25 protein-coding genes are annotated in these 24,819 nt (G+C 70.2%); 8 read left to right on the forward strand and 17 right to left on the reverse strand.

The genetic code is table 11. From position 1 onward, the window contains the following. The first annotated feature begins 34 nt into the window (after positions 1-34). Positions 35-1,144: a pyridoxal-phosphate-dependent aminotransferase family protein gene (locus tag NO364_RS15895; RefSeq protein ID WP_257628013.1), complete on the forward strand. Its 1,110-nt coding sequence runs from the start codon at positions 35-37 to the stop codon at positions 1,142-1,144. Here NO364_RS15895 and NO364_RS15900 read toward each other — a convergent pair. From NO364_RS15900 to NO364_RS15915, 4 genes are read right to left on the reverse strand one after another with little or no spacing between them, the layout of a single operon-like run. Further along, a complete protein-coding gene (locus NO364_RS15900; RefSeq protein ID WP_257628014.1) occupies positions 1,139-1,963 on the reverse strand; it encodes an ABC transporter permease in 825 nt (274 codons plus the stop codon). The genes NO364_RS15895 and NO364_RS15900 overlap by 6 nt on opposite strands. Then, a complete protein-coding gene (locus NO364_RS15905; protein ID WP_157689945.1) occupies positions 1,960-2,883 on the reverse strand; it encodes an ABC transporter ATP-binding protein in 924 nt (307 codons plus the stop codon). The genes NO364_RS15900 and NO364_RS15905 overlap by 4 nt, the downstream gene beginning before the upstream one ends. 46 nt (positions 2,884-2,929) lie before the next feature. Continuing rightward, on the reverse strand, positions 2,930-3,199 hold the full coding sequence (locus NO364_RS15910) for a DUF7967 family protein (RefSeq protein ID WP_157689944.1): 270 nt from the start codon (positions 3,197-3,199) through the stop codon (positions 2,930-2,932). Between the two features lie 53 nt (positions 3,200-3,252). Next, the gene (locus tag NO364_RS15915) at positions 3,253-4,878 is read right to left on the reverse strand and encodes a methyl-accepting chemotaxis protein (protein WP_257628015.1); all 1,626 of its coding nucleotides are present in this window, start codon (positions 4,876-4,878) and stop codon (positions 3,253-3,255) included. A gap of 109 nt (positions 4,879-4,987) precedes the next feature. On the opposite strand from NO364_RS15915, the gene NO364_RS15920 reads away from it, so the two are divergent. Further along, positions 4,988-6,724, forward strand: coding sequence for an excinuclease ABC subunit C (locus tag NO364_RS15920; RefSeq protein ID WP_257628016.1), 1,737 nt, complete (start codon positions 4,988-4,990; stop codon positions 6,722-6,724). A gap of 111 nt (positions 6,725-6,835) precedes the next feature. Here NO364_RS15920 and mdh read toward each other — a convergent pair whose 3' ends face one another. Then, the gene (gene mdh, locus NO364_RS15925) at positions 6,836-7,750 is read right to left on the reverse strand and encodes a malate dehydrogenase (protein ID WP_257628017.1); all 915 of its coding nucleotides are present in this window, start codon (positions 7,748-7,750) and stop codon (positions 6,836-6,838) included. Positions 7,751-7,873: 123 nt separating this feature from the next. Here mdh and NO364_RS15930 point away from each other — a divergent pair, with 123 nt between their 5' ends. After that, positions 7,874-8,512, forward strand: coding sequence for an Sjogren's syndrome/scleroderma autoantigen 1 family protein (locus NO364_RS15930; protein ID WP_157689941.1), 639 nt, complete (start codon positions 7,874-7,876; stop codon positions 8,510-8,512). Here NO364_RS15930 and NO364_RS15935 read toward each other — a convergent pair. From NO364_RS15935 to NO364_RS15945, 3 genes are all read right to left on the reverse strand, one after another. After that, on the reverse strand, positions 8,509-10,905 hold the full coding sequence (locus NO364_RS15935) for a DEAD/DEAH box helicase (RefSeq protein ID WP_257628018.1): 2,397 nt from the start codon (positions 10,903-10,905) through the stop codon (positions 8,509-8,511). The genes NO364_RS15930 and NO364_RS15935 overlap by 4 nt on opposite strands. Positions 10,906-10,999: 94 nt before the next feature. Further along, positions 11,000-11,242, reverse strand: coding sequence for a ferredoxin (locus NO364_RS15940; RefSeq protein WP_257628019.1), 243 nt, complete (start codon positions 11,240-11,242; stop codon positions 11,000-11,002). Between the two features lie 86 nt (positions 11,243-11,328). After that, on the reverse strand, positions 11,329-12,015 hold the full coding sequence (locus tag NO364_RS15945) for a DUF5828 family protein (RefSeq protein ID WP_257628020.1): 687 nt from the start codon (positions 12,013-12,015) through the stop codon (positions 11,329-11,331). Positions 12,016-12,122: 107 nt separating this feature from the next. Here NO364_RS15945 and NO364_RS15950 point away from each other — a divergent pair, with 107 nt between their 5' ends. Continuing rightward, a complete protein-coding gene (locus NO364_RS15950; protein ID WP_157689937.1) occupies positions 12,123-12,494 on the forward strand; it encodes a cupin domain-containing protein in 372 nt (123 codons plus the stop codon). Here NO364_RS15950 and NO364_RS15955 read toward each other — a convergent pair. Next, positions 12,491-12,694, reverse strand: coding sequence for a DUF8007 family protein (locus NO364_RS15955; RefSeq protein ID WP_157689936.1), 204 nt, complete (start codon positions 12,692-12,694; stop codon positions 12,491-12,493). The genes NO364_RS15950 and NO364_RS15955 overlap by 4 nt on opposite strands. A gap of 123 nt (positions 12,695-12,817) precedes the next feature. On the opposite strand from NO364_RS15955, the gene NO364_RS15960 reads away from it, so the two are divergent. Then, entirely contained in the window at positions 12,818-13,519 is a 702-nt protein-coding gene (locus NO364_RS15960) for a DUF8052 family protein (RefSeq protein WP_257628021.1), read from the forward strand. A 1-nt stretch (position 13,520) separates the two neighbouring features. After that, positions 13,521-14,120 (forward strand): DUF6517 family protein, encoded by a 600-nt coding sequence (locus NO364_RS15965; protein WP_257628022.1) that lies wholly within the window; start codon positions 13,521-13,523, stop codon positions 14,118-14,120. Between the two features lie 18 nt (positions 14,121-14,138). Here NO364_RS15965 and NO364_RS15970 read toward each other — a convergent pair whose 3' ends face one another. The 3 genes from NO364_RS15970 to NO364_RS15980 all read right to left on the reverse strand — a co-directional run bounded on the left by NO364_RS15970 (position 14,139) and on the right by NO364_RS15980 (position 17,341). After that, positions 14,139-15,989: a carbon starvation CstA family protein gene (locus NO364_RS15970; RefSeq protein WP_157689933.1), complete on the reverse strand. Its 1,851-nt coding sequence runs from the start codon at positions 15,987-15,989 to the stop codon at positions 14,139-14,141. A 67-nt stretch (positions 15,990-16,056) separates the two neighbouring features. After that, positions 16,057-17,043, reverse strand: a complete 987-nt coding sequence (locus NO364_RS15975) for an ArsA family ATPase (RefSeq protein ID WP_257628023.1) — start codon at positions 17,041-17,043, stop codon at positions 16,057-16,059. A 1-nt stretch (position 17,044) separates the two neighbouring features. Further along, a complete protein-coding gene (locus NO364_RS15980; RefSeq protein ID WP_157689931.1) occupies positions 17,045-17,341 on the reverse strand; it encodes a DUF7990 family protein in 297 nt (98 codons plus the stop codon). Between the two features lie 100 nt (positions 17,342-17,441). Between NO364_RS15980 and NO364_RS15985 the strand changes: the two genes are divergently transcribed. Then, entirely contained in the window at positions 17,442-18,641 is a 1,200-nt protein-coding gene (locus tag NO364_RS15985) for a CobW family GTP-binding protein (protein ID WP_157689930.1), read from the forward strand. Here NO364_RS15985 and NO364_RS15990 read toward each other — a convergent pair whose 3' ends face one another. From NO364_RS15990 to NO364_RS16000, 3 genes are all read right to left on the reverse strand, one after another. Next, a complete protein-coding gene (locus NO364_RS15990) occupies positions 18,642-18,881 on the reverse strand; it encodes a hypothetical protein (protein ID WP_157689929.1) in 240 nt (79 codons plus the stop codon). A gap of 158 nt (positions 18,882-19,039) precedes the next feature. Then, the gene (locus NO364_RS15995; RefSeq protein ID WP_157689928.1) at positions 19,040-19,441 is read right to left on the reverse strand and encodes an SRPBCC family protein; all 402 of its coding nucleotides are present in this window, start codon (positions 19,439-19,441) and stop codon (positions 19,040-19,042) included. 61 nt (positions 19,442-19,502) lie between these two features. Beyond that, entirely contained in the window at positions 19,503-19,817 is a 315-nt protein-coding gene (locus NO364_RS16000; protein WP_157689927.1) for a hypothetical protein, read from the reverse strand. Between the two features lie 58 nt (positions 19,818-19,875). On the opposite strand from NO364_RS16000, the gene NO364_RS16005 reads away from it, so the two are divergent. Next, on the forward strand, positions 19,876-20,091 hold the full coding sequence (locus NO364_RS16005; protein WP_157689926.1) for a DUF8107 family protein: 216 nt from the start codon (positions 19,876-19,878) through the stop codon (positions 20,089-20,091). A 33-nt stretch (positions 20,092-20,124) separates the two neighbouring features. Here NO364_RS16005 and NO364_RS16010 read toward each other — a convergent pair whose 3' ends face one another. Both NO364_RS16010 and NO364_RS16015 read right to left on the reverse strand, forming a co-directional pair. Then, positions 20,125-22,446: an outer membrane protein assembly factor BamB family protein gene (locus NO364_RS16010; protein ID WP_257628024.1), complete on the reverse strand. Its 2,322-nt coding sequence runs from the start codon at positions 22,444-22,446 to the stop codon at positions 20,125-20,127. Between the two features lie 72 nt (positions 22,447-22,518). Continuing rightward, complete coding sequence (locus NO364_RS16015; RefSeq protein WP_257628025.1) at positions 22,519-24,789, reverse strand: outer membrane protein assembly factor BamB family protein; 2,271 nt, start codon at positions 24,787-24,789, stop codon at positions 22,519-22,521. Between the last annotated feature and the right edge of the window lie 30 nt (positions 24,790-24,819).

Raw genomic sequence — 24,819 nt, forward strand, 5'->3', positions numbered from 1 at the left:
GTCGCCGCGTGCCCCCGTTTCCGGCAGTGGTGGCATGACCGAGAAACGCGAATACACGGACGACTACCCCGACAAGACGCTGTACATCCCCGGCCCCACCGAGGTGCGAGAGGACGTCCTCGATGCGATGTCCCAGCCGATGTTCGGCCACCGGATGGACCGGATGACCGACCTCTATACGACCATCGTCGAGGACACCAAGGACTTCCTCGGCACCGACAAGGAGGTCATCATCCTGACGGCCTCCGGCACGGAGTTCTGGGAGGCGTCGACGCTCAACCTCGTCGACGAACACATCCTCTGTACGACCTGTGGCGCCTTCGGCGAGCGTCACGCCAACGTGGCCGAGCGGTTGGGCAAGGACGTCGATCGACTCGAATACGAGTGGGGGCAGGCCGTCAAACCCGAAGACGTGCGCCGACGCCTCGAACGCAGCGACGCCGACTACGACGTCGTCACCTGCGTGATGAACGAGAGTTCGACCGGCGTCCGGAACCCGATCGAGGAGATCGGCGACGTGGTCGCCGACTATCCGGACACCTACTTCGTCGTCGACGCGGTGTCGGCGCTCGGCGGCGACCACGTCGACATCGACGCCCACGGGATCGACGTCATCTTCGCCTCGACCCAGAAGGCCTTCGCCATGCCTCCCGGTCTCGCGGTCTGTGTCGTCAGCGACGACGCCTACCAGCGCGAGCTCGAGTCGGACTCCGCGTCGTGGTACGGCGGCTTCCAGCGCTGTCTCGACTACTACGACCGGAAGGGCCAGACCCACTCCACGCCCGCCATCCCGGTCATGCTCGCCTACCGCGAGCAGATGAAACACATGCTCGACGAGGGCCACGCGGCGCGGGATCGGCGCCACCGCGAGATGGCCGAGTACACCCGCGAGTGGGCCCGCGAGCACTTCGATCTCTTCCCGGAGGCGGGTTACGAGTCACGGACGGTGAGCTGTATCCGGAACACGCGGGACATCGACGTCGCCGCGACCATCGACGCCGTCTCCGAGCGGTACGACATGGTCTTCTCGAACGGCTACGGCGACCTCGGCGAGGAGACGTTCCGGATCGGTCACATGGGCGAACACACGGTCGAAAGCGTCGAGGCCCTGACCGACGCCATCGAGGACGTCGCCGACCTATAGGTCGGCCTCGCGGAACCACAGCAGGCCCAGCAGGGGCGGGACGAGGATCCACAGCACCAGCATCAACGTCGCGGACACCTGCATGTTCACCTGGCCCCCCGTGTACAGCGACCCCTCGAGGAACGCGTTCGAGACGATCTTGAACGATCCGGTGGGGTTGATCAGGCGGAGCATCCGCAACACCTGCTGGCCCGTGAGGGGGAGCCACGACGGCCCGCCGCCCATGCCGAGGTAGAGCTGGAGCGGGAACCTGACGGCCCCCCACAGCGGCACGAACAGGAAGTAGATCCCGATGGCGCCGGCGACCGCCCGCCTGCTCGACGACGCGGCCGCGGAGAACCCGACCGCGATGGCGACGAAGGCCACCCCGAGGATCGCCGTCAACAGCGTGTAGCCGACGTAGGACACGACGTCGAAGTTCACGGGTGGCGCGACCAGTAGGACCACCGCGGGCAGGAGAAAGCCCACCGAGATGGGCGCGGCGATGGCCGCCGCCCGTCCGGCCACCTTCCCGAACACCACGTCCGCCCGCGAGTGTGGCAGGGAGAGCAGGAGCTTCAGCGACCCGGACTCCCGCTCGCCGACCACGGCCTTGTACGCGACGACGAGCGCGAGCAACGGCACCAGCGTCGTCACCAGAGCGTCACGGACGACCAGGGAGTTGAGCACCGCGTTCGAACTGATCGTCTCGCCCGACGCCGGCCGGACGAGATACGCCGCCGCCGACACCAGCAGGACGAACAGCGTGGACAGCCCCGCGACCCACCGCGACCGGATGGCGTCCTGGAAGTCCTTGCGCGCCACGGCGGTCCACGTCATGCCGACACCTCCCCTTCCTCGCCCTCGGTGTACGCGAGAAACAGGTCCTCCAGCGACGTCTCCTCGGTCTGGAAGTCCTCGACCGTCACCCCGACGTCCTCCAGCGCGCCGATGACCGACGTCTTCGCGTCGGCCTCACAGGAGACGGTGACGGTGCCGCCGTCGGTCGTCGCCGAGGTGACGCCGTCGAGTGCCCGTACCGCCCCGAGGTCCTCCTCGCTGGCGGCGTCGACGGTGACCGTCAGCGTCTCGCCCTCGTCGACGGCGCCGCGCAGGCCCTCGATGCTGTCCTCCGCGACGAGTTCGCCCGCGCGCATGATGCCCACGCGGTCACACACCGCCTCGACCTGCCCCAGCACGTGACTGGAGAAGAAGACGGTCGTCCCGCGGTCGGCCTCGGCCCGAACGATATCGCGCATCTCGCGGGCGCCTCCCGGATCCAGGCCGGAGGAGGGCTCGTCGAGGATCAACAGGTCGGGTTCGCCGACCAGCGCCATGCCGAGGACGAGTCGCTGGCGCATCCCCTTGGAGTAGCCGCCGGCCTTGCGGTCGGCCGCGTCGGCGATGCCCACCCGTTCGAGCACCGCGTCGGGGTCGCCGTCCACCTCCTTCGAGCGCATGGCGAACTCGACGTGTTTGCGCCCGGTGAGACGCTCGTACACGTCGTATCCCTCGGGGAGGACGCCCGTCCGACGGCGCACCGCGACGCTGTCGCGGCCGGCGTCCATGCCGAGGACGCGCACCTCGCCTGCCGTCGGGCGGACGAAATCGAGCAACATGTTGATCGTCGTCGACTTCCCCGCACCGTTCGGTCCGAGAAAGCCGAACACCTCGCCCTCGGGGACCGTGAGGTCGAGGTCCGAGACGGCGGTGACGTCGCCGAAGCGTTTGGTCACGCCGTCGAGTTCGATTGCGGCCATGGGAACCCCTTGGTCCAGTCCTGGTTAAAGAGTTTAGGTGTGGGCCTCAGACCGTCTCCTCGGGGTCGTGGTTTTCGGCCATCCGCTCGGCCTCCGCCGCGTACCGTTCCCGCAGCGACGCCTCCTCCACGGGGGCGAGTGCGTCCCGCTCCGCCTCGACGGCCGCGGTGACGCCCCCCGACCGCTCGACGGCGATCGGTGCGCGCTCGATCCGCCGGACTGCCTCGCCGTCGGTCGTCGCGTACACCAGCGAGATCAGCCCCTTGTCGTCGTAGGTCCGCTCGACCAGCCACAGCCGCGTCGATCCGTCGCTCATGGTCGGACTATCGTCGCCCGCGGGTTATATTCGCCCGGATCGTCCGCCTCGACCTACCGGCCGTCGGTGCGCGCTTCGTTCGCCCGCAGTTCGTCCACGCTCCGCACGAGTTCGTCGACCGCCGCGTCGGCCTCGTCGGCCGCCGCGACGATCCGATCGGCGGCCTCGGCCGTCTCGGTCGCCCGATCCCGGAGCGTCTCGATGGTCGCGGTCAGCTCCTCACCGGTCGCCGCCTGGTCGTCGGCCGTCCGGGACACCTCCGCGACGCCGTCCGCCACCCGGTCGATGGTCTCCGCGATCTCCTCGAACGTCTCCAGTACCTCGTCGATCTGTTCGCTCGCCGTCCCGATCCGCTCGACCGACCGGGTGGCGGCGTCGACGGTCTCGTCGGTCTGGGCCTGGAGCGTCTGGATGTCGTCCGTGATCTCCTCGGTGTGTTCGTGGGTCTGCTCGGCGAGACTCTTCACCTCCTCGGCGACGACGGCGAACCCGTCGCCGTCCTCGCCCGCCCGCGCCGCCTCGATGTTGGCGTTGAGCGCCAGCAGGTTCGTCCGGTCGGCCACCTCCGAGATGACCTCGACCACCTCCTCGATGTCGTCCATCCGGTCGCCGAGGGCCGTCACGTCCTCGACGAGTTCCTCGCCCACGTCGACGACGCTCTCGGTCGCCTCGCGGGCGTCCTCGCTCGCGTCCAACCCCTCCGTCGCCGCGCCCCGTGCCTCGTCGGCGGCCGACTCCACCTCGTCGGTCGTCGCCGCCACTTCCTCGATGCTCGCGCTGAACGACTGCATCTCCTCGGCACCCTCCTGGAGCAGGCCGTTCTGGTCGTCGACGTTCTCCGCGATGTCGGCCGCGGCCGTCGCCGTCCGGTCGATGGCGTCGGCCAGCGACTGCGTCTCGTCGTCGACCTGGCTGGCGAGGCTCTCGAACTCCTCGGCCGTCCGGTTCAACTCCGTGACGACCCCCGCGAGGCGGTCGTCGACCGCCCGTCCGTCGGCGTCGAACGCCGCCCGCGAGTCGAGGCGACCGTCGGCCAGGTCGTGGAGCGTGCCCCTGACCTCCTCGACCAGGTCCGCGACCGCCTCCTGTCGTCTGACCTCGTCGGTCCGGTCGCGGATGGCCTGGATGACCGCCACGAACTCCCCGTCCTCGTACAGCGGCATCGACGTGTGTCGGAAGTGACGCGTATTCCCCCAGCGGTCGGTCAGCGTCTCGTCGGTCGCGTACAGCGACAGCGCCTCGTCTTCGAGTTCCACGTCCGACCGCTCGTCGGCCGATTCCGGGGCGTCGAGTACCGTCTGGGCCAGCATCTCCCGCTCCCGTCCGTCCGGGTAGAACACCGTGCTCGGAGCCGTCGACCCGATGGCCACGTCGTCGCCGTTCCCGGTCAGCTCCTCGATGCTGTGGTTCCACGCCGCGATGGCGCCGTCCCGATCGAGGATGAACACCGGCATCCCCACACCGTCGATGAGGACGTCGTCGTCGACGTTGAGGTCCACTTCGACCGTCTCGTCAGTCTCGTGGGCCCCGTTCGTCGCTCCCGTTTCGTCCGTCTCGACGTCGGCGTCCATCGATTCGATCGTGACGGCGTCGTCTCGACCGCCGTCGGTCCGACCCCGTTCGGAACGGGTGTCGCCCGCCGACGGTTCCGATCCGTGTGAGTCGGGAGCGTGATTCATGTGACTGCCGTAGCCACGTCTCTCCTTAACGTTTTCCTACGATTCTCAACGATGAAACTCGCGGTCGACGCGTCAGGCTCATCCGTGCGGAATCGCTACGGACGCGGTGATGGACGCGAGTGGGGTTCGCGAGCGCGCCGCCGACCTCCCGACCGACCCGGGCGTCTACCTCTTCTACGCGGATGCGGACGTCCAGTACGTCGGCAAGGCGGTCGACCTCCGGGACCGCGTCCGCGCCTACGCCGACCCGCGAAGCGACCGCATCCGGCGGATGGTCGACCGCGCCGACCGGATCGACGTGGCGGTCACCGACACCGAGACCCAGGCGCTCCTGCTGGAGGCAAATCTCATCAAGCGCCACCAGCCGCGGTACAACGTCCGCCTGAAGGACGACAAATCCTACCCGCTGGTCCAACTCACCGACCACCGGATCCCCCGGATCGAGGTGACTCGGGACCCCGACGAGGGGGCGACCGTGTTCGGGCCATTCACCGAGAAGGGAAGCGTCGAGACGGTCGTGAAGGCGATCCGCGAGGTGTACGGCCTCCGTGGCTGTTCCGACCACAAGTATCGCGGCCGGGACCGTCCCTGTCTCGACTACGAGATGGGCCTGTGTAGCGCGCCCTGCACCGACGAGATCGATCCCGCCTCGTACGCCGAGGACGTCCGCGCGGCGGTCCGCTTTTTCGAGGGCGAGACGGGCGCACTGGCCGATCCGCTCCGCCGGGGGATGGCGGCTGCCGCGGAGGCACAGTCCTTCGAGCGCGCCGCCAACCTCCGGGACCGCCTCGACGTCGTCGAGTCGTTCCACGGGTCGGGTGGCGAGGCGGTGACCGCGCCGGCCGACGAGCGCACGGTCGACGTGCTGGGTGCGGCGGTGGAAGGCGACCGGGCGACGGTCGCCCGTCTCCACAGCGAGCGTGGCCAACTCGTCGACCGGTCGCGACACCGCCTCGACGCCCCCGAGGGCGAGGACCGCACCGCGGCCCTCCTCGCGGCGTTCATCCCTCAGTACTACGCCGACCGCGACCTCCCCGACGCCGTCCTCCTCCCCGAGCGCCTCGACGACGACGAGGTGCGTGCGTGGCTGGACGCGGCGGGCGTCGCCCTGCGCGTCCCCGGCGCCGGTCGCGAGGCCAAACTGGTCGACCTCGCGCTCAAGAACGCGCGCAGTCGGACCGGCCGCGACGACGGCGGCGCCCGCCTCGCCGACGCGCTCGGCCTCGACGGACGGGTCGAGCGCATCGAGGGGTTCGACGTGAGCCACACGGGCGGTCGGTCGGCCGTCGGCAGCGACGTCTGTTTCGTCGACGGGAGCGCCGAGAAGGCGGCCTACCGCCGGAAGAAGCTCACCGACCGCAACGACGACTACGCGAACATGCGCGAACTCGTCCGCTGGCGGGCCGACCGGGCCGTCGACGGGACGGACGACCGCCCCGATCCGGACCTTCTCCTGATCGACGGCGGCGAGGGGCAACTGGCGGCCGCCCGGGACGCCCTCGCCGAGGCAGGGTGGGACGTCCCCGCCGTCGCGCTGGCGAAGGCCGACGAGCGGGTGATCGCGCCCGACGGCGTCCACGACTGGGACGCCGACGCGCCACACCTCCACCTCCTCCAGCGCGTCCGCGACGAGGCCCATCGCTTTGCCGTCCAGTACCACGGCACCGTCCGCGACGAGGTGTCGACGGCCCTGGACGAGGTGCCGGGCGTCGGCCCCGAGACGCGACGGCGACTCCTCCGACGGTTCGGGAGCGTCGAGAACGTGCGGGCGGCCTCGGTCGCGGATCTACGGGACGTCGAGGGTGTCGGTGAGAAGACGGTCGAGGCGCTGATGAGACGACTGTAGCGAGCAGGCGGCGCCCTGTCGGCGACGCGGGACGTGGCGCCGCGCTCCCGCGAGCGTCCCGCGGCCCTCGTCAGGTCACGGGGCCGGTGGCCGCGGGATCGATGATAAACCTCAGGCGATCTTCCCGTACTGGTCGGCGAGTTTCTCGGCGGCCTCGTCCATCAGGTCGGTCTCGTAGTCGGCCAGGTCCCACTCGACGACCTCCTCGACGCCGTTCGCGCCGAGTCTGAGGGGGACGCCGAACGCGGTGTCCGCGTGGCCGTACTCGCCGTCGAGGGCGATGCTCCCAGGGAGCACTTCGCCGGTGTCCCGGAGGACGGCCTCGACCGTGTGGGCGACGCCCGTCGCGGGCCCCCACTCGGTCGCACCCTTGCGTTCGATGACGTCCATCGCCGACTCCTGGAGGTTGCCGAGGATCTCCTCACGTTCGTCGGCCGAGAACTCGGGGTCGCGGCCGTCGACCCGGACCTTCGAGAAGACGGGCACCTGCGCGTCGCCGTGTTCGCCGAGGATCGTCGCCTCGACGTTCCGGACGGGCGTGTCGAACCGCCGGGAGAGGACGTAGCGAAAGCGCGCCGAGTCCAGGCGGCCGCCGAACCCGATCACCGTGTGCCGGTCGCGGTCGCCCGTCTCGTAGAGGTGACGGTTGAGGAGGTCCACCGGGTTCGAGGTGGTGATCGAGACGAAGTCGTCGTTGTACTCGGCGATGGAGGAGCCGATGTCCTCCATGATGGGGGCGTTGTCGCCCGCGAGGTCGATCCGGGTCTGTCCGGGCTTGCGGGGGATGCCCGCCGTGATGACGACCACCTCCGACCCCTCGGTCGCCGCGTAGTCGCCCTGCCGGACGACCGTGTTCGAGTCGTAGGCGACGCCGTGGTTCACGTCGGCCGCCTGCCCGACCGTCTCGGCCTCCATGTCCGGGATGTCGACCAGGACGAGTTCGTCCGCGATGTCGCGGAGCGCGATGTTGTACGCCGTCGCGGCCCCGACGGTGCCCGCCGCGCCGATGACGCTCACTTTCGTCATTTCACCTACCTTTGGCCGGGGGTCCCGATTAAACGCTTCGGAACACCCGACCGTCGGACGGCGGCGATGTCCCCTGATCGCCGTCCCGTGGGGTTTTTCGACCTCGGCCGCCTCTCTCCGTCCATGAGCGAGTTCGACAAGGAGGCGGAGCGCGAGCGACTCCGGGAGAAGTACGAGCAGGACCGGGAGAAGCGCGCGTCGACACAGCGCATGAGCGAACTCCTCCTGAAGGGGGCGACGATGACCAACAACCACTGCGACGCGTGTGGGGACCCCATCTTCCGCTACGACGGCGAGGAGTTCTGCCCGACGTGTCAGGCCCCGAACGCCGACGCCGAGGACGCCTCGTCCGCGGCAGCCGAGGCGGACGCCGACCCCGCCGAGACGGGCGCCGACGCGACCGGAGCGGACGCCGACCCCGCCGAGACGGGCGCCGACGCCCAAGCGGTCCGGGACGAGACGGACACGGAGGCCGGTCCCTCGGCACCGGCCGTCGCCCGGGACCGTCGCCCCGCTCCGACCGGCGGGGACGCCGACCCGCCGGCTGCCGACCGGTCTCGTGGTGCCGCCGGGGGCCGCGGCGCGGGGACCGGAGCCGCGCCGGACCTCGACGACACCCGGGCGTCGCTCTCGCGGACGCTCGATCGGTTCGCGCGCGCAGCGGAAGAGACGGACGACCCCCGTCGCGCCAGGGAGCTGCTGGCCGCCGCCCGCGAAGCCGCCGAGACGCTCGCGGCGCTCGACGGGCGCAGTCGGTTCTAGTCGTAGTCGCTGCCGACCACGGTCCGGATGCGGTCGGCGGTCACCTCGCCGACCCCGTCGACCGCCAGCAGGTCTTCCTCCCGGGCGGTCATCACCGCCTCGACGCTCCCGAAGTGTTCCAGGAGCGAGCGGGCGGTCACGGGGCCGATGTCCGCGATGGCACCCACGACGTACTCCTGTTGCTCGTCGAGGGTCTTCGCGCTCTTCTCGCCGTGGACGCTGACGGCGCGGTCGCTGGTCGTCTGTTCGCGTTTCGCGAGCACTGCCAGCAGGTCAGCCGTGTCCGCCTCCCCTTCGGTCCGCAGGACGCTCACGCCGAAGTCGACCGAGAGCGACGCCAGCGCGCCGCGGATGGCGTCGGGGTGGACGTTTCGCTCCTCGTAAAGTCCCTCACCCTCCAGCAGGACGACCGGCCGCGCGTAGTGACGGGAGAGGTCGCCCACCTGCTCGAACAGCGAGCGGTCGCCGCCGGTGAGCGTATCGAGGAAATCGGACACGGTCTTGCGCTCGACGGCCACGCGGTCCGAGACGACGTAGTCGCCGACCGATAGCGTCTCCAGTCGCGTCTCGACGCCCTCGCGGGTCGAGAGGTCCCGTGCGATGGCCGAGTCGAGTTCCCGCTGGTCGACGACGATTTCGACCCCCTCGTCGTCACCCTCGGCGGTCGCGACGACGCCGTCGTCGTCCGTCGATCCGGAGCCGTCGTCCGCGCTCCCGAACTGGGCCAGCCCCGGCTGTGCGCTCGCCCCGCCGTCGGCCTCCGCGGCGCTCCCTCCCTCGTCTCCGGCCGACGACTCGTCGTCGAACGAGTCGAGGGCGGTCTGGCCGTCGTCGAGTTCAGCCGCCATCTCGTCGGCGACGCCTTTCAGCTTCGCCAACTCGTCTTCCATCTCCTGCTCCCGGCGGCGGGAGATCCAGAAGAACGCCTCGTCGCGGGTGTCCTCGGCCATGAGGACGACGACACGGCCTTCCTCCTGGCGCCCGGTCCGGCCCTTCCGCTGGATCGATCGGATCGCCGTGGGAACGGGTTCGTAAAACAGGACCAGGTCGACCTCGGGGACGTCCAGTCCCTCCTCGGCGACGGAGGTGGAGACCAGCACCTCGAACTCGCCGGCCCGGAAGGCGTCGAGCGTCTCGCCTTGCTCTTTCTGGGTCATGCCGTCGGAGCCGTCCTTGTCGCCCTGGCCGACGAACCGCTGCACGTCGAAGCTCTCGCTCAGGAAGTCGGTGAGTGCCTCGGCGGTGTCCCGCGACTCCGTGAAGACGATGACGCGCTCGCCGCCGCCGATGCCGAGGGTCTGGGCCAGCAGGACGCGGGTCTGCCGGAACTTCGGGTGGAGGTCGTCGAACTCCTCGGCCGTCCGCATCGCGTCCCGCACCTTCGGCTCCGCGACTAGCCGCTGACTCGCCTTCGACGCACCCGAGGCGCGGGCGGCGTTGCGCTGGCGCTCGAAGTATCTGCGGAGGGACTCCACCGACTGTGTCTCCGCGAGTTCCACGGCCCGACGAAGCTTCATCACCTCGGCGTGGACGGACATCCCCTCGTAGCCCTCGGACTGGTCGGCGTCGATGAGGTCCTGCAGCTGTCCGCGCATCCGGTTGAGGTCCCGCTGTGAGAGGTCCGGACTCGTCGTGTTCGTGACGCCGAGTTCCTTCAGCGTCTCCAGGCGGTCGACGATCACCTCGTTGATCGCGTCCCTGATCTCCAGTATCGTGTCAGGGAGGGTTACCCGCTCCCACTCGACGTCCGTGTCGTGGGTGTACTCGGCCACGTCGGCGTCGTCCTCGGTCATCACCGCCACCTCGTGCAGGCCGAGGTTCTCACAGACGGTCATGATCGCCTCCTCGTCGCCGCCGGGCGAGGCGCTCATCCCCGTCACCAGCGGCGCCTCGGCGTCCGCGTGGTAGCGCTCCGCGATGTAGACGTAGGCGTAGTCGCCGGTCGCGCGGTGACACTCGTCGAAGGTCAGGTGTGTCACGTCGGCAAGCGAGATGCGGCCGCCGATCAGGTCGTTCTCGACGACCTGCGGCGTCGCGATGACCACCCGGCTCTCGGTCCAGAGGTCGGCCCGGTCGTCCGGTCGCACCTCCCCGGTGAAGACGGTTATCGCGTCGTCCGGAACCGTGAGCGCCTCGCGGTAGAACGCGGCGTGTTGCTGGACCAGCGGCTTGGTCGGCGCGAGAAAGAGCGCCGTCCCGCCGACCTCGTGGAGGCGGTCGGCGGTCACGAGCAGGCTCACCGTCGTCTTGCCGAGGCCCGTCGGCAGGCAGACGAGGGTGTGGTCCTCGCTCGCGGTGTCAGCGAGTCGCCGCTGGTACTCCCGCCGCTCGATGACCTCGGGGACCAACAGGGGGTGGTCGACGTACGCTCGGTCGTCGTCGGTGGCCGCCATCGTCCGAACGTGGTCGCCGGCGGGGTTAAGGGTTGGCGAACCGCGGTGAAAGTGGTCCGTCCCGGCGGCCGCCGTCTCCGAGGGCGCCGCCCGTCTAGACCATCCGCTCGCCGTCGTCGTCGTACAGTTCGATGGCGTCGACCGGACAAGTCCGTGCCGCGAACTCGGCGTCGAGTTCGGCGTCCTCGGGCACCTCGCGAACGAACAGGTCCGGGTCCGTCTCCTCGCTCCCCGCGAGGTCCGCCTTCCCGTCGTCGCGGTTCTCCTCGAACGCCGCCCACTCCTCGACGCACTGGTACATCCCGATGCAGGTGTCGCGGTCGAACTCGACGTGCATACGCTCCCCTAGCAGGTTCTCGGGCATAGGCGTGGTGCCCGACTCCGGCCCGCCGCTCCGGCGGGCCGCCCGGCCGCGCACGCGACTCAGTTCGTCGTCGACTTCGACTCGCCGCCGTTCTCCGGCGGTTCGACGCCCTCGACGACCTCCGCGATCTCCGTCTGCTTCTCGGTGTCGACGTGCCAGCGGTCGACGCTGTCCTCGTAGCTCGCCAGCCGGTCGCTCACCGCCGCCTTGAGGTCGTCGTCGTTGATGTTCACCTCGAAGACGAACTGATCCTCGTCGCCGCCACGCGCCGTCTTCTGGATGTTGGCGCTCACGAGTTCGTTGTCGAAGTAGTAGGGGGCGAGCTGTGTCATCACCTTCCGGTAGACGGTGTCCTCGACCGCCCGGAGTGCCTTCCGCCCCGCCGAGTCGGCGGCCCGGGCGACGTAGTTGATCGAGTCCTGCCACTGTTCGACCGCGCCCTCGTTGTCGCCCTCCTCGACGCGCTCGTAGGACTCGGAGAGCTTCTCGCCGGCCGTGCGGAGGTCCTCGTCGGGGTTCTTGCCCGCCTTCTCGCCTTCCCCCTCGCCGACGCTCGCCTGCTCGGCCGTCTTCTCGTTGACGTCCTCGCCGAGGCGCTCGTGGGACTTGGGTCGCCACTCGTCCCACTCCTCGAACGCCTCGCCGCCGCCGCCGGCCTCGCGGAGGGCGTGCGTGATGCGTTCGCCGTGTTCGACGATCTCCGGCCACGTCCCCCGGCGCTTGAATCCGGACACGCTCTCTTCCATCGCTTGTCAGGCCCTCAGGGCGTCGGTGCACAAAACCGTTCCGTGCCACGCCGAGCCGTGACGCCTGCGACGACGACCTTTTTGTATCGCCACGACCGGGTTGGCGTATGGGTTACCACGTCGTCGACACGGACGAGGTCGAACCGGACCCCGACCGCCCCTGTACGCGCCGGTCGCTGTCCGACCCCGCCGGCCTCTCGGAGATGGCGATCAACCGCTACACGGCCGAACCGGGCGAGGAACTGCCGCTCGCCTACCACTACCACGACGACCAGGAGGAGGCCTTCTACGTCCTCTCGGGGACGCTCCACGTCGACACGCCCGAAGGAACCCTGGAGGCGGGGCCGGATACGCTGCTCACGGTCGACCCCGGCAGCCCGCAGTTCGCGTACAACCCCGAGGACGCGACCGAGACCGTCGACGTCGTCGCTATCGGCGCGCCGGCGGTCGACGGCGACGTCCACGCCTACGAGCCCTAACGGTTCCAGACGAACCGCGTCACCGCGTCGTCGATCCGCGTCGAGACCCGCGCGAGCCACGCCTCCGGGGACGCCCGCTCCATCGACTCGCGGTCGACCTCGATCCGTTCGTCGCCGAACGGGTCGTGGTCGTCCTCGTCGACCGCGTCGACGACGACGCTCATCGAGCAGCGGCCGCACGCTTCGGTATCCTTCGCCATCGTCCGTGTTTGGGCCGCCAGCGGCTTAAATCCCGGCCGCGATGCGCTTTTCACCGTCGCCGGAGTACGCCCCCCCATGCACCGACTCGCGACGCCGACACCGACCCGCCGCCGTCGCCGCCGATGAGCGACGACCCGGCGGCCGCCCCGTCGGGGGCCGACCCCGCGTCCGAATCGCCGGACTCGCCGGACGCCCCCGCCGACGACTGGGGGGCTCCCGAGGAGGCCCGGGCGGCCGACCTCCCCGACGAGGTGGTCGAGGCGATCCCCGACTGGCCCGACGACCCGTATCTCGACCGGGTGAGTGACCGTCTGATGCACAGCTACGACCTGGACAGGGACGCCCACGTCGCGGGCGAACGCTGGGACCTCTACGGCGAACTGCGGGTGGTGAACCAGAAGCAGTTCGTCCACCCCGCGCTCTCCTACGCCGACCACGAGTCCGAGGAGTACCTGTTCGCCCGCCGGGTCGGCCGCCCCACCGTCGCCGAACTCGAACGGCTGGTCGACCTCGGGCACGACGTGGCCGACGAGCGCGTGACCGGCCACGAGGAACATTACCGGACCGACGTCACCTTCGTCCTCGTCGCCGACGAGATTCCCGACGACGTCCGCGAGTTCGTCTCCGGGTTCCGGGACCGCACCCTGCTGAAGTTCGGCTACTACGGCCACTACGAGGTGAACCTGATCGTCGTCGCGCCGGCACGACGCACCGCCGTCGCCAGCGACGTCGCCGACGCCGTCCAAGCCTTCGCGCTCTGGCGGGACCTCGCCGACCCCGATCCCGGGCTGCTCGACCGGCTCACTCGCCGGTTCTGGAAGTGATATGCGCCGCCGATCCCTCCTCGCCGGTCTCGCGGGGCTCGCGGGCTGTGGCCTCGTCCCCGAGGAGAGCGAGCCGATCGAGGCGAGCGCGTCGGCGCCGGCGACCCTCCCCGACGACGCCGCGGCCGCGGCGGGGTACGCGCGGGCCGTCGCCGAGACGGTCACCGTCGAGACGACGGTCGATACGGACCTCGCCGGCGACGTGGAGCTGAGCGCCAGCCGGGACGTCGTCGCGACGCTGTTCCGCCGGGTCTACCGCGCCGACGCGGGGCGACGGTTCGGCCTGGTGACCGCGCCAACGGTCCGCATCGTCGAGAACAGCGAGACGCGGTACGATCCGGTTCCGGCGCTCGATCCGTCCCGCGTCGTCGAGTTGGCGACCGATCGGTCGGTCGCGACCGTCGCCGACTGGACCGAGTCGGGGAGGGGCACGCTCCTCGGGACCGAGACGTCACGGGAGACGGCGACGGCCGACGACGACGAACTCGCGCTGGTTCGGGCGCGCGCTCGCGCCGGCGACGACGCCGTCACCGCGATGGCGCTCGCCCCGACGGCCGACGGGACGGTCGCGCCGCTCGCCGACGTCGCGTACGACGGATAAAAAAGCGCGTCGTCGGCGTCAGTCGTCGCTCGGGGCGCCGGCCGCCCCGCCCTCGCCCCGGACGCTCCGGATGTTCGCGTAGCCGATGCGGACGAGCGACAGCGCGAGGTAGATGAGCACGAACGCCAGCGCGGCCTGGACGGCACTGGAGATCAGCGCCGACGTGCTCTCGGCCCCACCCTGGAGGATGTTCGTGTAGATGTTCTCGTAGATAGCCAGCCACAGCAGCCCCAGGACCGTGATGACCGTCATGATGGCCATCGGGACGCCGGTGGAGATGAGCTGCTTGGAGTCGTCCCAGTTGGCGAGCCACACGGTCGCGGTCAGGAGCGCGAGCGCGGCGAGCAGCTGGTTGGCGCCGCCGAACAGCCCCCACAGCACGACCCACTCGCCGGACGCGACGAGCGCGTAGGCGGCCAGCGTCTGGATGACGGGGTTGGTGTAGCGACCGCGGGCGAGGTTACCGAGGCTGACGCTCTCCAGCCCGGTGGCGGTCTGGCCCGCGGGCATTCCGACGATCTCCTCCATCATGTACCGACCGAGGCGGACGGCGGTGTCCGTCGAGGTCAGGAGGAAGCTCACCAGCACGAGCGCCATGAAGACGCTGGCGGGCGTCTCGGGCAGGCCGAAGCTGGTGAGGATGATCCCCCCGCCGGAGGCGAAGTTGGGGAGCGCGCCCCCGATGCCGCCGGCGGCGGCGTCGCCCGCGAAGCCCGCGACCGCGAGCGTCGACAGCGCGACGGCCGCGAGCAAGCCCTCGCCGAGCATCCCGCCGTAGCCGATGAGGCGGGCGTCGGTCTCCTTGTCGAGTTGCTTCGCGGTCGTCCCCGAGGAGACCAGCGAGTGGAAGCCGCTGATCGTCCCGCAGGCGATGGTGATAAAGAGGAGCGGGAACAGCGGGAGGAAGACGCCCTCGACCCCCCAGAACCCGTTGTACATGCCGATCGAGGAGTCGATGGTGAGTGGCTGGCTGCTCGTGCCGAAGATGGTCCCGACGATCACGGCGAGCAGCGCGCCCCCGACGCCCGTGTACAGCAGGAACGACGAGAGGTAGTCACGCGGCTGGAGCAACACCCACACCGGGAGCGCGCTGGCGATGCCGGCGTACACCAGTACGACCGGAATCCACGCCGCGGTGTTGGCGCCGAGCGATCCCGCGGCGGGCACCCAGCTCCCCGCCCCCGAGAGCAGCACGAACGTGCCCGCGGGGTGCGAGCCCTCCGCCAGCGGGAACAGCGCGAACGGGTACTGGAGCCCGACCCAGACGCCGCCGAAGACGCCGGCGACGAACAGGACCGTCCCCGGGATGAACGGGCCGTCGAGCTGGTAGAGGTAGACGCCGAACACGAGCGCGAGCACCACGTAGACGAAACTCGCCGTCGCCACCTGTGGGAACGCGTTGAAGACGATGGCCACCACGAGGGCGAACACCGCCACCACCAGGATGATGGTGAGGAACGCGAACCACAGCAGCATGTTCTTGCCCTTCCGGCCGACGTACTGGCCGATGATGTAGCCGATCGACTTCCCCTCGTGCCGGAGCGAGCCGGACAGCGAGACGAAGTCGTGGACCGCACCCATCAGGGGGTTGCCGATGGCGATCCACAAAAGCGCCGGCAGCCATCCCCACACGGCCCCCGCGGTGATCGGACCGACGATCGGCGCACCGCCGGCGATGCTCGAGTAGTGATGCCCCAACAACACCGGTTTCTTCGACGGTACGTACTCCTGTCCGTCTTCGTACTTGTGTGCTGGCGTCTCGGCGTCCTCCTCGAGCCCCACGAACTGCGCGAGGTAGCGCGAGTACCCGACGTAGCCGAGCGTGAACGTCACCAGCACCGCGAGTACGATCCAGATTACTTGTGTCATGTGTCGCCCGATAACAAAGATAATGAAAGTCCGACTTAAGCGTTGGTGTCCCGTGTGAACGTGCCGGTCAGCCGCCACGACCGACGAACGTCGGCGCCTCGGCGCTCGGGTCGATGTCGAGTTCGTCGGCCACCGCGGCCAGCAGGTCGCCCCGGATCTCCCGCGGTCGGGATTCGATTTCCGCGACCAGCGGCGGGTCGAACCGCTCGCGGACCTGTTCGAGGCGCTCGCGCTCCGTCTCGATCCGGTCCCGGAGGTAGCGGGCGCCGCGCCCGTCCTCGTCGTCGTCCGGGGCCGGCGTCAGTCGGTTCGCGACCAGTCCCCGGACCGACAGGTCCCGCTCGGCCATCCCCTCGATCGATCGCCCGGTCTCGTTGACCGACAGCTGATCCGGGTTGAGCACGAGGAAGAAGGCGGCGTCGTTCCGGAGGGCGCCGCCCGCGAACTCGAAGAAGTCGCGGCGCTCCTCCAGCCGTTCGAGGACCGGATCGCCCGCCATCACCCGCCGGGGCTCGTTGTTGCCGATCGCCGCCTTCTCGAAGAGGTCGATGCTCTGTCGGCGCTTGTGGGTCAGGCGATCGATCCAGTCGCGCAGGAACTCCGGCAGGCCGAGCAGTCGGAGCGTCGATCCCGTGGGTGCCGTGTCGAACACCACCCGATCGTAGTCCTCGCTCCCGCGCATCACCTCGACGAACCGGTCGAACAGCGCCGCTTCGTACGCGCCGGGCGTCTGGTGGGCCATCTCCAGCTGTCGGTTGATCTCGTTGACCATCGACGCCGACACCTGTTCGGAGAGCTGTTGGCGGATGCCGTCGAGGTGGTTCGCCACCTCCGTCTCCGGATCGATCTCCATCGCCGACAGTCCCTCGATCCCGTCGACCGACTGCGGGGTGTCGTCGAACGACTGGTCGAACACGTCCGACACCGAGTGGGCGGGATCGGTCGAGACGATCAGCGTCTCCACGCCCGCCGTCGCACACCGCCGGGCGTACCCACAGGAGACGGTCGTCTTGCCGACGCCGCCTTTGCCGCCGAAGAAGACGAACGGCTCCATCTCAGAAGTGGTACTGCTGGCCCTTGCGTTCGAGATACGAGTCCCGGTCCCACAGGCGACGCTCCCACGCCTCGAACTCGTCTTCGAGGTAGGGGAGCAGTTCGGCCGTGTAGTAGGAGACCGGCGAGGGGATGCCGAACGCGTCGGGGAAGCAGGCCAGCAGGAACGCGTCCTCGCTGTCCTCGGCCTCCTTCTCGATTTTCTCGTACGCCGGATGGGAGATCATGCCGTGGTACAGCCCCCGGAGCCACTCCCGCAGGGTCTCGCGGTAGGCCGCGATGCGGTCGGCGACTGTCATCGTCTCTCATCCAACCGTCGCCGAGATATAAACCCCGTGCCGGGTGTGCGCCGCCGCCGAGACGCCGGGCTTCAAGCCGTCGCGGCCCCCACGTTCCCCCATGACCGACTCGGACCGCATCCCGGTGACCGTCCTGTCCGGGAGCCTCGGCGCGGGCAAGACGACGCTGCTGAACCACCTGCTCGCGAACGCCGACCGCGACGTCGCCGTCCTCGTCAACGACATGGGCGAGGTGAACGTCGACGCCGAACTCCTCGCGGAGGGGTCGGCCCCGAGCGGGGCGGTCGCCGAACTCTCGAACGGCTGTATCTGCTGTGAGCTCCGCGGTGACCTCGAGACGGCGGTCGTCCGCCTCGCCCGCGAACGCGACTTCGACGCGCTGGTGGTGGAGTCCTCGGGCATCTCCGAACCCGCGCCGGTGGCGCGCCTGTTCACCACCGACTCCGCCGCCGCCGCCCGCTACCGCGTGAACGCGCTCGTGACCGTCCTCGACACGCGGCTCTTCCTCGACACCTTCGACGGCGACGGCGTGCCCGAACGCCGCGGGACCGCCGACGACCGCCCGCTTTCGGACCTCCTCGTCGAACAGGTCGAGGTGTCGACGCTCGTCGTGCTCAACAAGGCCGACCTGTGTACCGACGCGGAACTCGACCGGGCCGAGTCGCTGGTCGCCGGCCTCCGTCCCGGCGTCGAGACGCTCCGCACGGAGTTCTCCGCGGTCGACCCCGCTCGCCTCCTCGACGCCGGCGGCGTCGACGTCGACGCCCTCGCCGACCTCCCCGGCTGGAAGCGGGCCATCGAGGCGGACCACGGCGGCGACCACCACCACGCCCACCCGGACGAGGTGTACGGCGTCTCCTCCGTTACGTACCGCCGCCGCCGCCCGTTCCACCCCGAGCGGATCGCGTCCGTCCTCCGCGATCTCCCGCCCACTGTCGTCCGCTCGAAGGGAACGATATGGGTCGCCGGCAACGAGTACAGACAGTCCGTGGGGCAGGCGGGGGCGTCGGTCCGGGTCACCGCCCGGGGGCCGTGGATCGCGTCGCTCCCCGAAATCGACCGCAAGACCTACCGCGCGAACCGGCCGGACCTCGACTGGCACGAGACGTACGGCGACCGCCGGACCGAGTTCGTCGTCATCGGCACCGACGTCGACGAGTCGGCCCTCCGCGACCGGCTCGACGACGCGCTCGTCACCGACGAGGAGTGGGGCGACGGCCCGGCGGGCGAGGCCGCCGTCGACGCCACCGAGCCCTTCCCGACGACGGACGGCGAGACGGCGGTCCTCCGCGAGCCCTGATCAGCAGGCACACCCGGAGCCGGCCGCCCGCTCGAACCGCATCGGGTCGCCGCAGTCGGGACACTGCGGCGTCCCCTCCGCCGCCCGGTCGAGCCCCTCGTCGTCGACGTCGACGTCGCGGACGCGGACGCCGCAGTCGTCACACCAGAACGCGCCGGCCGAGCCGTCGTCGCCGGCGTCGTCGGGCGCGCGGTTCGTCGAGGCCGAGAGCACCGCCGAGACCGTGTCGATGAGTCCCATACTCGACGTCACCCCGTCCTCCGGGCTAAATCCACGTCGTTCGTGCGGGGCCGGCACACGACCACACGGCCGGCCTCATACGGATTATTGTAACTGGTTACCGGTGGTTCGCCGAGACGTTCCGGCGAACCACCGGTAATGACTTACGATAAACAGTATCAGACCGCCCCCTCCAGCCCGTCGAGCAGTCGGTCGAGTTCGCCGCCCCGCTTCCAGGCCCCGAGGCGGTCGGCCAGGGGCACGGGCAGGGCGAGCGACACCCGCGACCGGGCCCGGACCCGCGACCCCTCGTCCTCGGCCGTCACCGTCACCCGCGTCTCCATCCGCTCGAAGGGGCCGTCGCCGACCTGTTCGTACCGGTAGCCGTCCGCCAGTTCTTCGAACCGGAGCCGGAAGGATATCCCCGGTCCCGTGGCGGTGACGAGCGTCGCGTCCCCGTCCTCGGTCACGGTCGTCGCCTCGAAGCTCCCCTCCCACGCCAGCAGCGCCCGCGGGGAGAGCCGTCGCTCGATTTCGCGGGGACTGGCGGCGACGAACCGGTCGCGTTCGACGTCGTGCACGGTACCGATCGGGGCACGGGAAGACATAAGCGTCACGTGGGGCGCCCCCGGCGACGACCGATCAGAGCAGGGGGAGCGACAGGGTGACGAGCACCGCCCCGAGCGCCAGCGCGAGGTAGCGCAGGCGCTCGGCGTCGGCCCGACGGACGTCGACGGCCGCGGGCGTCCCCCGGCGGACGAACTCGTGGTACGCGCCGCCGCCGATCGCGACGGTGACGACCGCCGACGCCGCGAGCGACGTCCGGAGCGAGAGGCCGTACGCCAGCCCGTAGAGCGGGCCGACCGAGAGCGCGAGCATCGCGCCCAGCCCGGCGACGACGACGAACGGGATGGGGTCGACCGGCCGGCCGTCCCGGTTCCGGAGGCGACGGTCCATGGGTGTCGGTGGGGCGCCAGGGACAAGAGGTAAGTGGCGGTCGGACCGCCTCACACGCATGGCCGACGACGCCGAGGGGTTCGACGACGCGGTGGCCGACGCCGAGGGCGACCCCCGGGTGATCCTCGCGCTGAACCTGGTGCTGTCCTCGCTGTTCGCGTGGGTCGTCGTCTGGGGGCTCTCGGCCATCGACATCGTCGCCTACGGCGCCGTCAACGTCGCCACCCTGGCGGCCGTCCTCGTCGGCGTGACCTACCTGATCACGCAGCGGTGAGGGCGGTGTCGGCAACCCACGGGGGCCGTGCAGTCACTCGCCGAGTTCACGCAGGGCGTCCCGGAGGTAGAGGACCGTCTCGTAGCGTTCGGATTTCTCCTTCGCGAGGGCGGTCAGCAACACCCTGTCCAGGGCTTGGGGCACGTCGGCGACGTCGCTCGGCGGCGTCGGCTCCTCGTCGAGGACGCGACGCATCGCCTTGCTGGGCCGGCCCTCGAACGGCGGGCGCCCGGTGAACAGCTCGTACAGCACCGCCCCGAGCTGGTAGATGTCGGTGATGTCGTCGGGGTTGCCGTACTGCTCGTCGAACTGCTCGGGGGCGGCGTACTGTGGGGACAGTCCTTCGATGCTCTTGGAGTGGTCCAGCAGGTGTTTCGAGAGCCCCCAGTCGGCGACCTTCGGTACGTCCCATGCGTCCTCGACCGACCGGAAGAGGACGTTTTCGGGTTTGAGATCGAGGTGGGCGACGCCGCGGCGGTGGGCGTGGTGGACGCCCTCGGTAATGCCGAGCGCCGTCCACAGCGCCCGGTCGAACTCCAGTTCGCCCGCCCGGTCGCCCAAGTCACCGGCGTCCATGTACTCCATGGCGATCCAGGGGACGGGACTGGCGCCGTAGTCGACGACGCCGACGACGTGGTCGTGGTCGTCGATCTTGTCCCAGGTTTCGGCCTCCTCCATGAGTCGGTCGACGGCGTCGGTGTGCAGCGTCCCCTGCATCCGCGGGCGCTTGATGGCGAGGATCACGTCGCCGTCGGGGGTCGGCAGGGTCGCTTTGGCGACGTCGGCGTTGCCGCCGCCGCCGAGGGGTTCCTCGTCGGTCAGGGCGTCGTACTCGACCGAGACCTCAGGTGCCTGCGGAATTCGGTCGGGAGCGCCATCGGGGCGTTCCGGCACGTCGGTGCTTGTCCCGTCCCCGGATGCGGGGGACGCAGGCTGGTGATCCGGTGTCGATCCCCCTGCCAGTGTCGCGTTTCCTTCGGTTCCGGGGCCGTCGCTGCCCCTCCGCTTCCAGTACCACAGCCCTCCCGCGCCGGCGCCGGCGGCCCCCACGCCCGCGAGTGGGAGGAGTGGAACGTCGGAGTCACCGCCCTCGGTGCTACCGTCGCCGTCGCCGTCGGACGGATCGGCCGGCGGTGGCGTGGTGCGTGTGGGCGTGGTCGTCGACGTCGGGTCGGCGGCCGATGTCGGCGTCGCCTCGCCCTCGGAGAGCGCGTACACGGCGTCGTCGCTCCCGAAATAGACCCTCCCCCCCGCCACCGCCGGCGACGAGCGAACCGATCCCTCCGTCTCGAAGCGCCACCGCTCCTCGCCCGAGGCCGCGTCCAGCGCGTACACTCCAGTATCGCCGTTCCGGATCCCGACGTGGACGGTGCCGTCGACCACCGCCGGCGACGACCGGACTTGCCCGTCCAGGGAACGCCACCGGATCTCTCCCGACGCCGCATCAACCGCGTACACGCTGTTTTCGGGACTTATTCGGCCGACGTAGACGGTGCCGTCGGCCACCGCCGGTGACGCGATCACCGTGCTTTCCATCCCGAGTTGCCACCGCTCTTCGCCCGACGTCGCGTCCAGCGCGTACAACGTCCCGTTCAGGCTCCCGAAATAGACCGCCCCATCGGCCACCGCCGGCGATGAAAGCACCACGCCCTCGGTCCCGAAGCGCCACCGCTCTTCACCCGACGTCGCGTCCAGCGCGTACAGGTTGGTGTCGGCGCTCCCGACGTAGACGGTGCCGTCGACCACCGCCGGTGAGGAGTTCACCGCGTTCCCCGCCTCGAAGCGCCACCGCTCCTCGCCCGACCCCGTGTCCAGCGCGTACAGGTTGGCGTCGTCGCTCCCGACGTAGACGGTGCCGTCGACCACCGCCGGCGACGAAAATACGCCGTCCCCCGTCTCGAAGCGCCACCGTTCCTCGCCGGAGTCGGCGTCCAGCGCGTACAGGTTGGCGTCGTCGCTCCCGACGTAGACGGTGCCGTCGACCACCGCCGGTGGGGAGTTCACCGCGTCTCCCGTCTCGAAGCGCCACCGCTCCTCGCCGGAGTCGGCATCCAGCGCGTACAGGTTGCTGTTCCCCCTCCCGACGTAGACGGTGCCGTCGACCACCGCTGGCGACGAAACCACCGGTGCCCCAGTCGCGAACCGCCACCGCTCCCCGACGCTCCTCATCGGAGCCGTGTTCGCCGGTGCGTGTCTCGTGTTCGCGTTCTCGTATCCGAACCGAGGCCACGCTTCCGCGCTCTGCCCGCTCCCGACACCGGACGTCCCCGACGCCAACACACCGCCGACCGCCACACCGACCGTCCGCACGACGCCGCGTCGAGTCAACGACCCGACGATCTCCCCCTTCTCCATCCTTGCCTCGGTGTATCACACGTCAAATATAAATCGTTCGTCCTCGGAACCGACGGGATCGCCCCCGTCGAATCACTCGCCGAGTTCACGCAGGGCGTCCCGGAGGTAGAGGACCGTCTCGTAGCGTTCGGATTTCTCCTTCGCGAGGGCGGTCAGTAACACCCTGTCCAGAGCTTGGGGCACGTCGGCGACGTCACTCGGCGGCGTCGGCTCCTCGTCGAGGACGCGACGCATCGCCTTGCTGGGCCGCCCCTCGAACGGCGGACGCCCGGTGAACAGCTCGTAGAGGACGGTCCCAAGCTGGTAGATGTCGGTGATGTCGTCGGGGTTGCCGTACTGCTCGTCGAACTGTTCGGGGGCGGCGTACTGCGGGGACAGCCCCTCGACGCTCTTGGAGTGGTCCAGCAGATGTTTCGAGAGTCCCCAGTCGGCGACCTTCGGCACGTCCCAGGCGTCCTCGACCGACCGGAAGAGGACGTTTTCGGGTTTGAGATCGAGGTGGGCGACGCCGCGGCGGTGGGCGTGGTGGACGCCTTCGACGATCCGAACGGCACTCCACACTGCCTGGTCGAACGGGAGGTCGCCGGCACGGTCGGCCAGGTGGCCGGCGTCCATGTACTCCATGGCGATCCAGGGGACGGGACTGGCGCCGTAGTCGACGACGCCGACGACGTGGTCGTGGTCGTCGATCTTGTCCCAGGTTTCGGCCTCCTCCATGAGTCGGTCGACGGCGTCGGTGTGCAGCGTCCCCTGCATCCGCGGGCGCTTGATGGCGAGGATCACGTCGCCGTCGGGGGTCGGCAGGGTCGCTTTGGCGACGTCGGCGTTGCCGCCGCCGCCGAGGGGTTCCTCGTCGGTCAGGGCGTCGTACTCGACCGAGACCTCAGGTGCCTGCGGAATTCGGTCGGGGGCGCCGGCCCGTGAGCCACCGCCCGTCCCGCGGGAGTCGGTGGTGGGGCCGCCTGCCGAACCGGGGTCGGTGCCCGGGGCGCTCCCGCCGGGCGTGGCGGCGCCCTCGCCGTTCCGTTTCCAGTACCACAGCCCTCCCGCGCCGACGCCCGCAGCGCCCACGCCCGCGAGCGGAACGAGGGGCAGGTCGGAGCCGTCGTCGGCACCGGAGCCCCCTGCGTCGCCGCCGCTCCCGGACGGCGCGGTGGTCGTCGCCTCGGGCGTTGCGGTATCGCCGGCGAACGCGTACACACCGCCGCTTCCGACGTAGACGGTGCCGCCGACCACCGCCGGCGACGAAACGACCGACGCAGGTGACTGAACGGCCCACTGCTCCCCGCCCGAGTCGGCGTCCAGTGCGTACGTGACGTCGGCGCTCCCGACGTAGACGGTGTCGCCGGCCACCGACGGCGACGAGTTCACCGACGACCCCGTCTCGAAGCGCCAGCGCTCCTCGCCCGACCCCGCGTCCAGCGCGTACACGGTGTTGTCCCGACTCCCGACGTAGACGGTGCCGTCGGCCACCGCCGGCGTCGCACGGACCGTGTCCCGCGCCGCGAAGCGCCAGCGCTCCTCGCCCGACCCCGCATCCAGCGCGTGGACGACGTTGTCCCGACTCCCGACGTAGACGGTGCCGTCGGCCACCGCCGGCGCCGAGAACACGGCCGCCCCTGCATCGAAGCGCCAGCGCTCCTCGCCCGACCCCGCGTCCAGGGCGCTGACGCTGGTCGCAGCCGGGACCGCGACGTAGACGGTGTCGTCGACCGCCGCCGGCGCCGTGATCGAACTCACTCCCATCTCGGCGCGCCACCGTTCGTCGCCCGACGCCGCGTCCAGCGCGTGGACGACGCCGCCGCCCGCCCCGCCGCTTCCGACGTAGACGGTATCCTCGGCCACCGTCGGGGGCGAACTCACCTCCCCCACCGTCGCAAAGCGCCACCGCTCCTCGCCCGATTCGGCGTCCAGTGCGTACAGGTTGGAGTTCACACACCCGACGTAGACGGTATCGCCCGCTACCGACGGCGACGCAACCACCGCATCCCCCGTCTCGAAGCGCCAGCGCTCCTCGCCCGAGGCCGCGTCCAGCGCATAGACGCCGCCGCCGCTCCTCCCGCTTCCGACGTAGACGGTGCCGTCGACCACCGACGGCTGATGCTCGACGCTCCCACCGGTCTCGAACTGCCACCGTTCCGTGACGTTCGCCACCGGCCCGGCGTTCTCCGGTGCGTACCCGTCGTTGGCCGCGTTGAACCCGAACTGCGGCCACGACCCGCCGCTCTGTCCGCTCGCCTGGTCGGTCATCCCCCAGGTCAGCACGCTTCCGGTGACTGCCGCCCCGAGGGTCCGTAACGCTCCCCGCCGCGTCCACGTGCCACGTACACCCGACCCGTCCATCTGTCCAGCGAGTATCACGCGACTCAAATA

Source organism: Haloplanus salinarum, assembly GCF_024498175.1.
In the GTDB taxonomy this organism is placed as follows: Archaea; Halobacteriota; Halobacteria; order Halobacteriales; family Haloferacaceae; genus Haloplanus; species Haloplanus salinarum.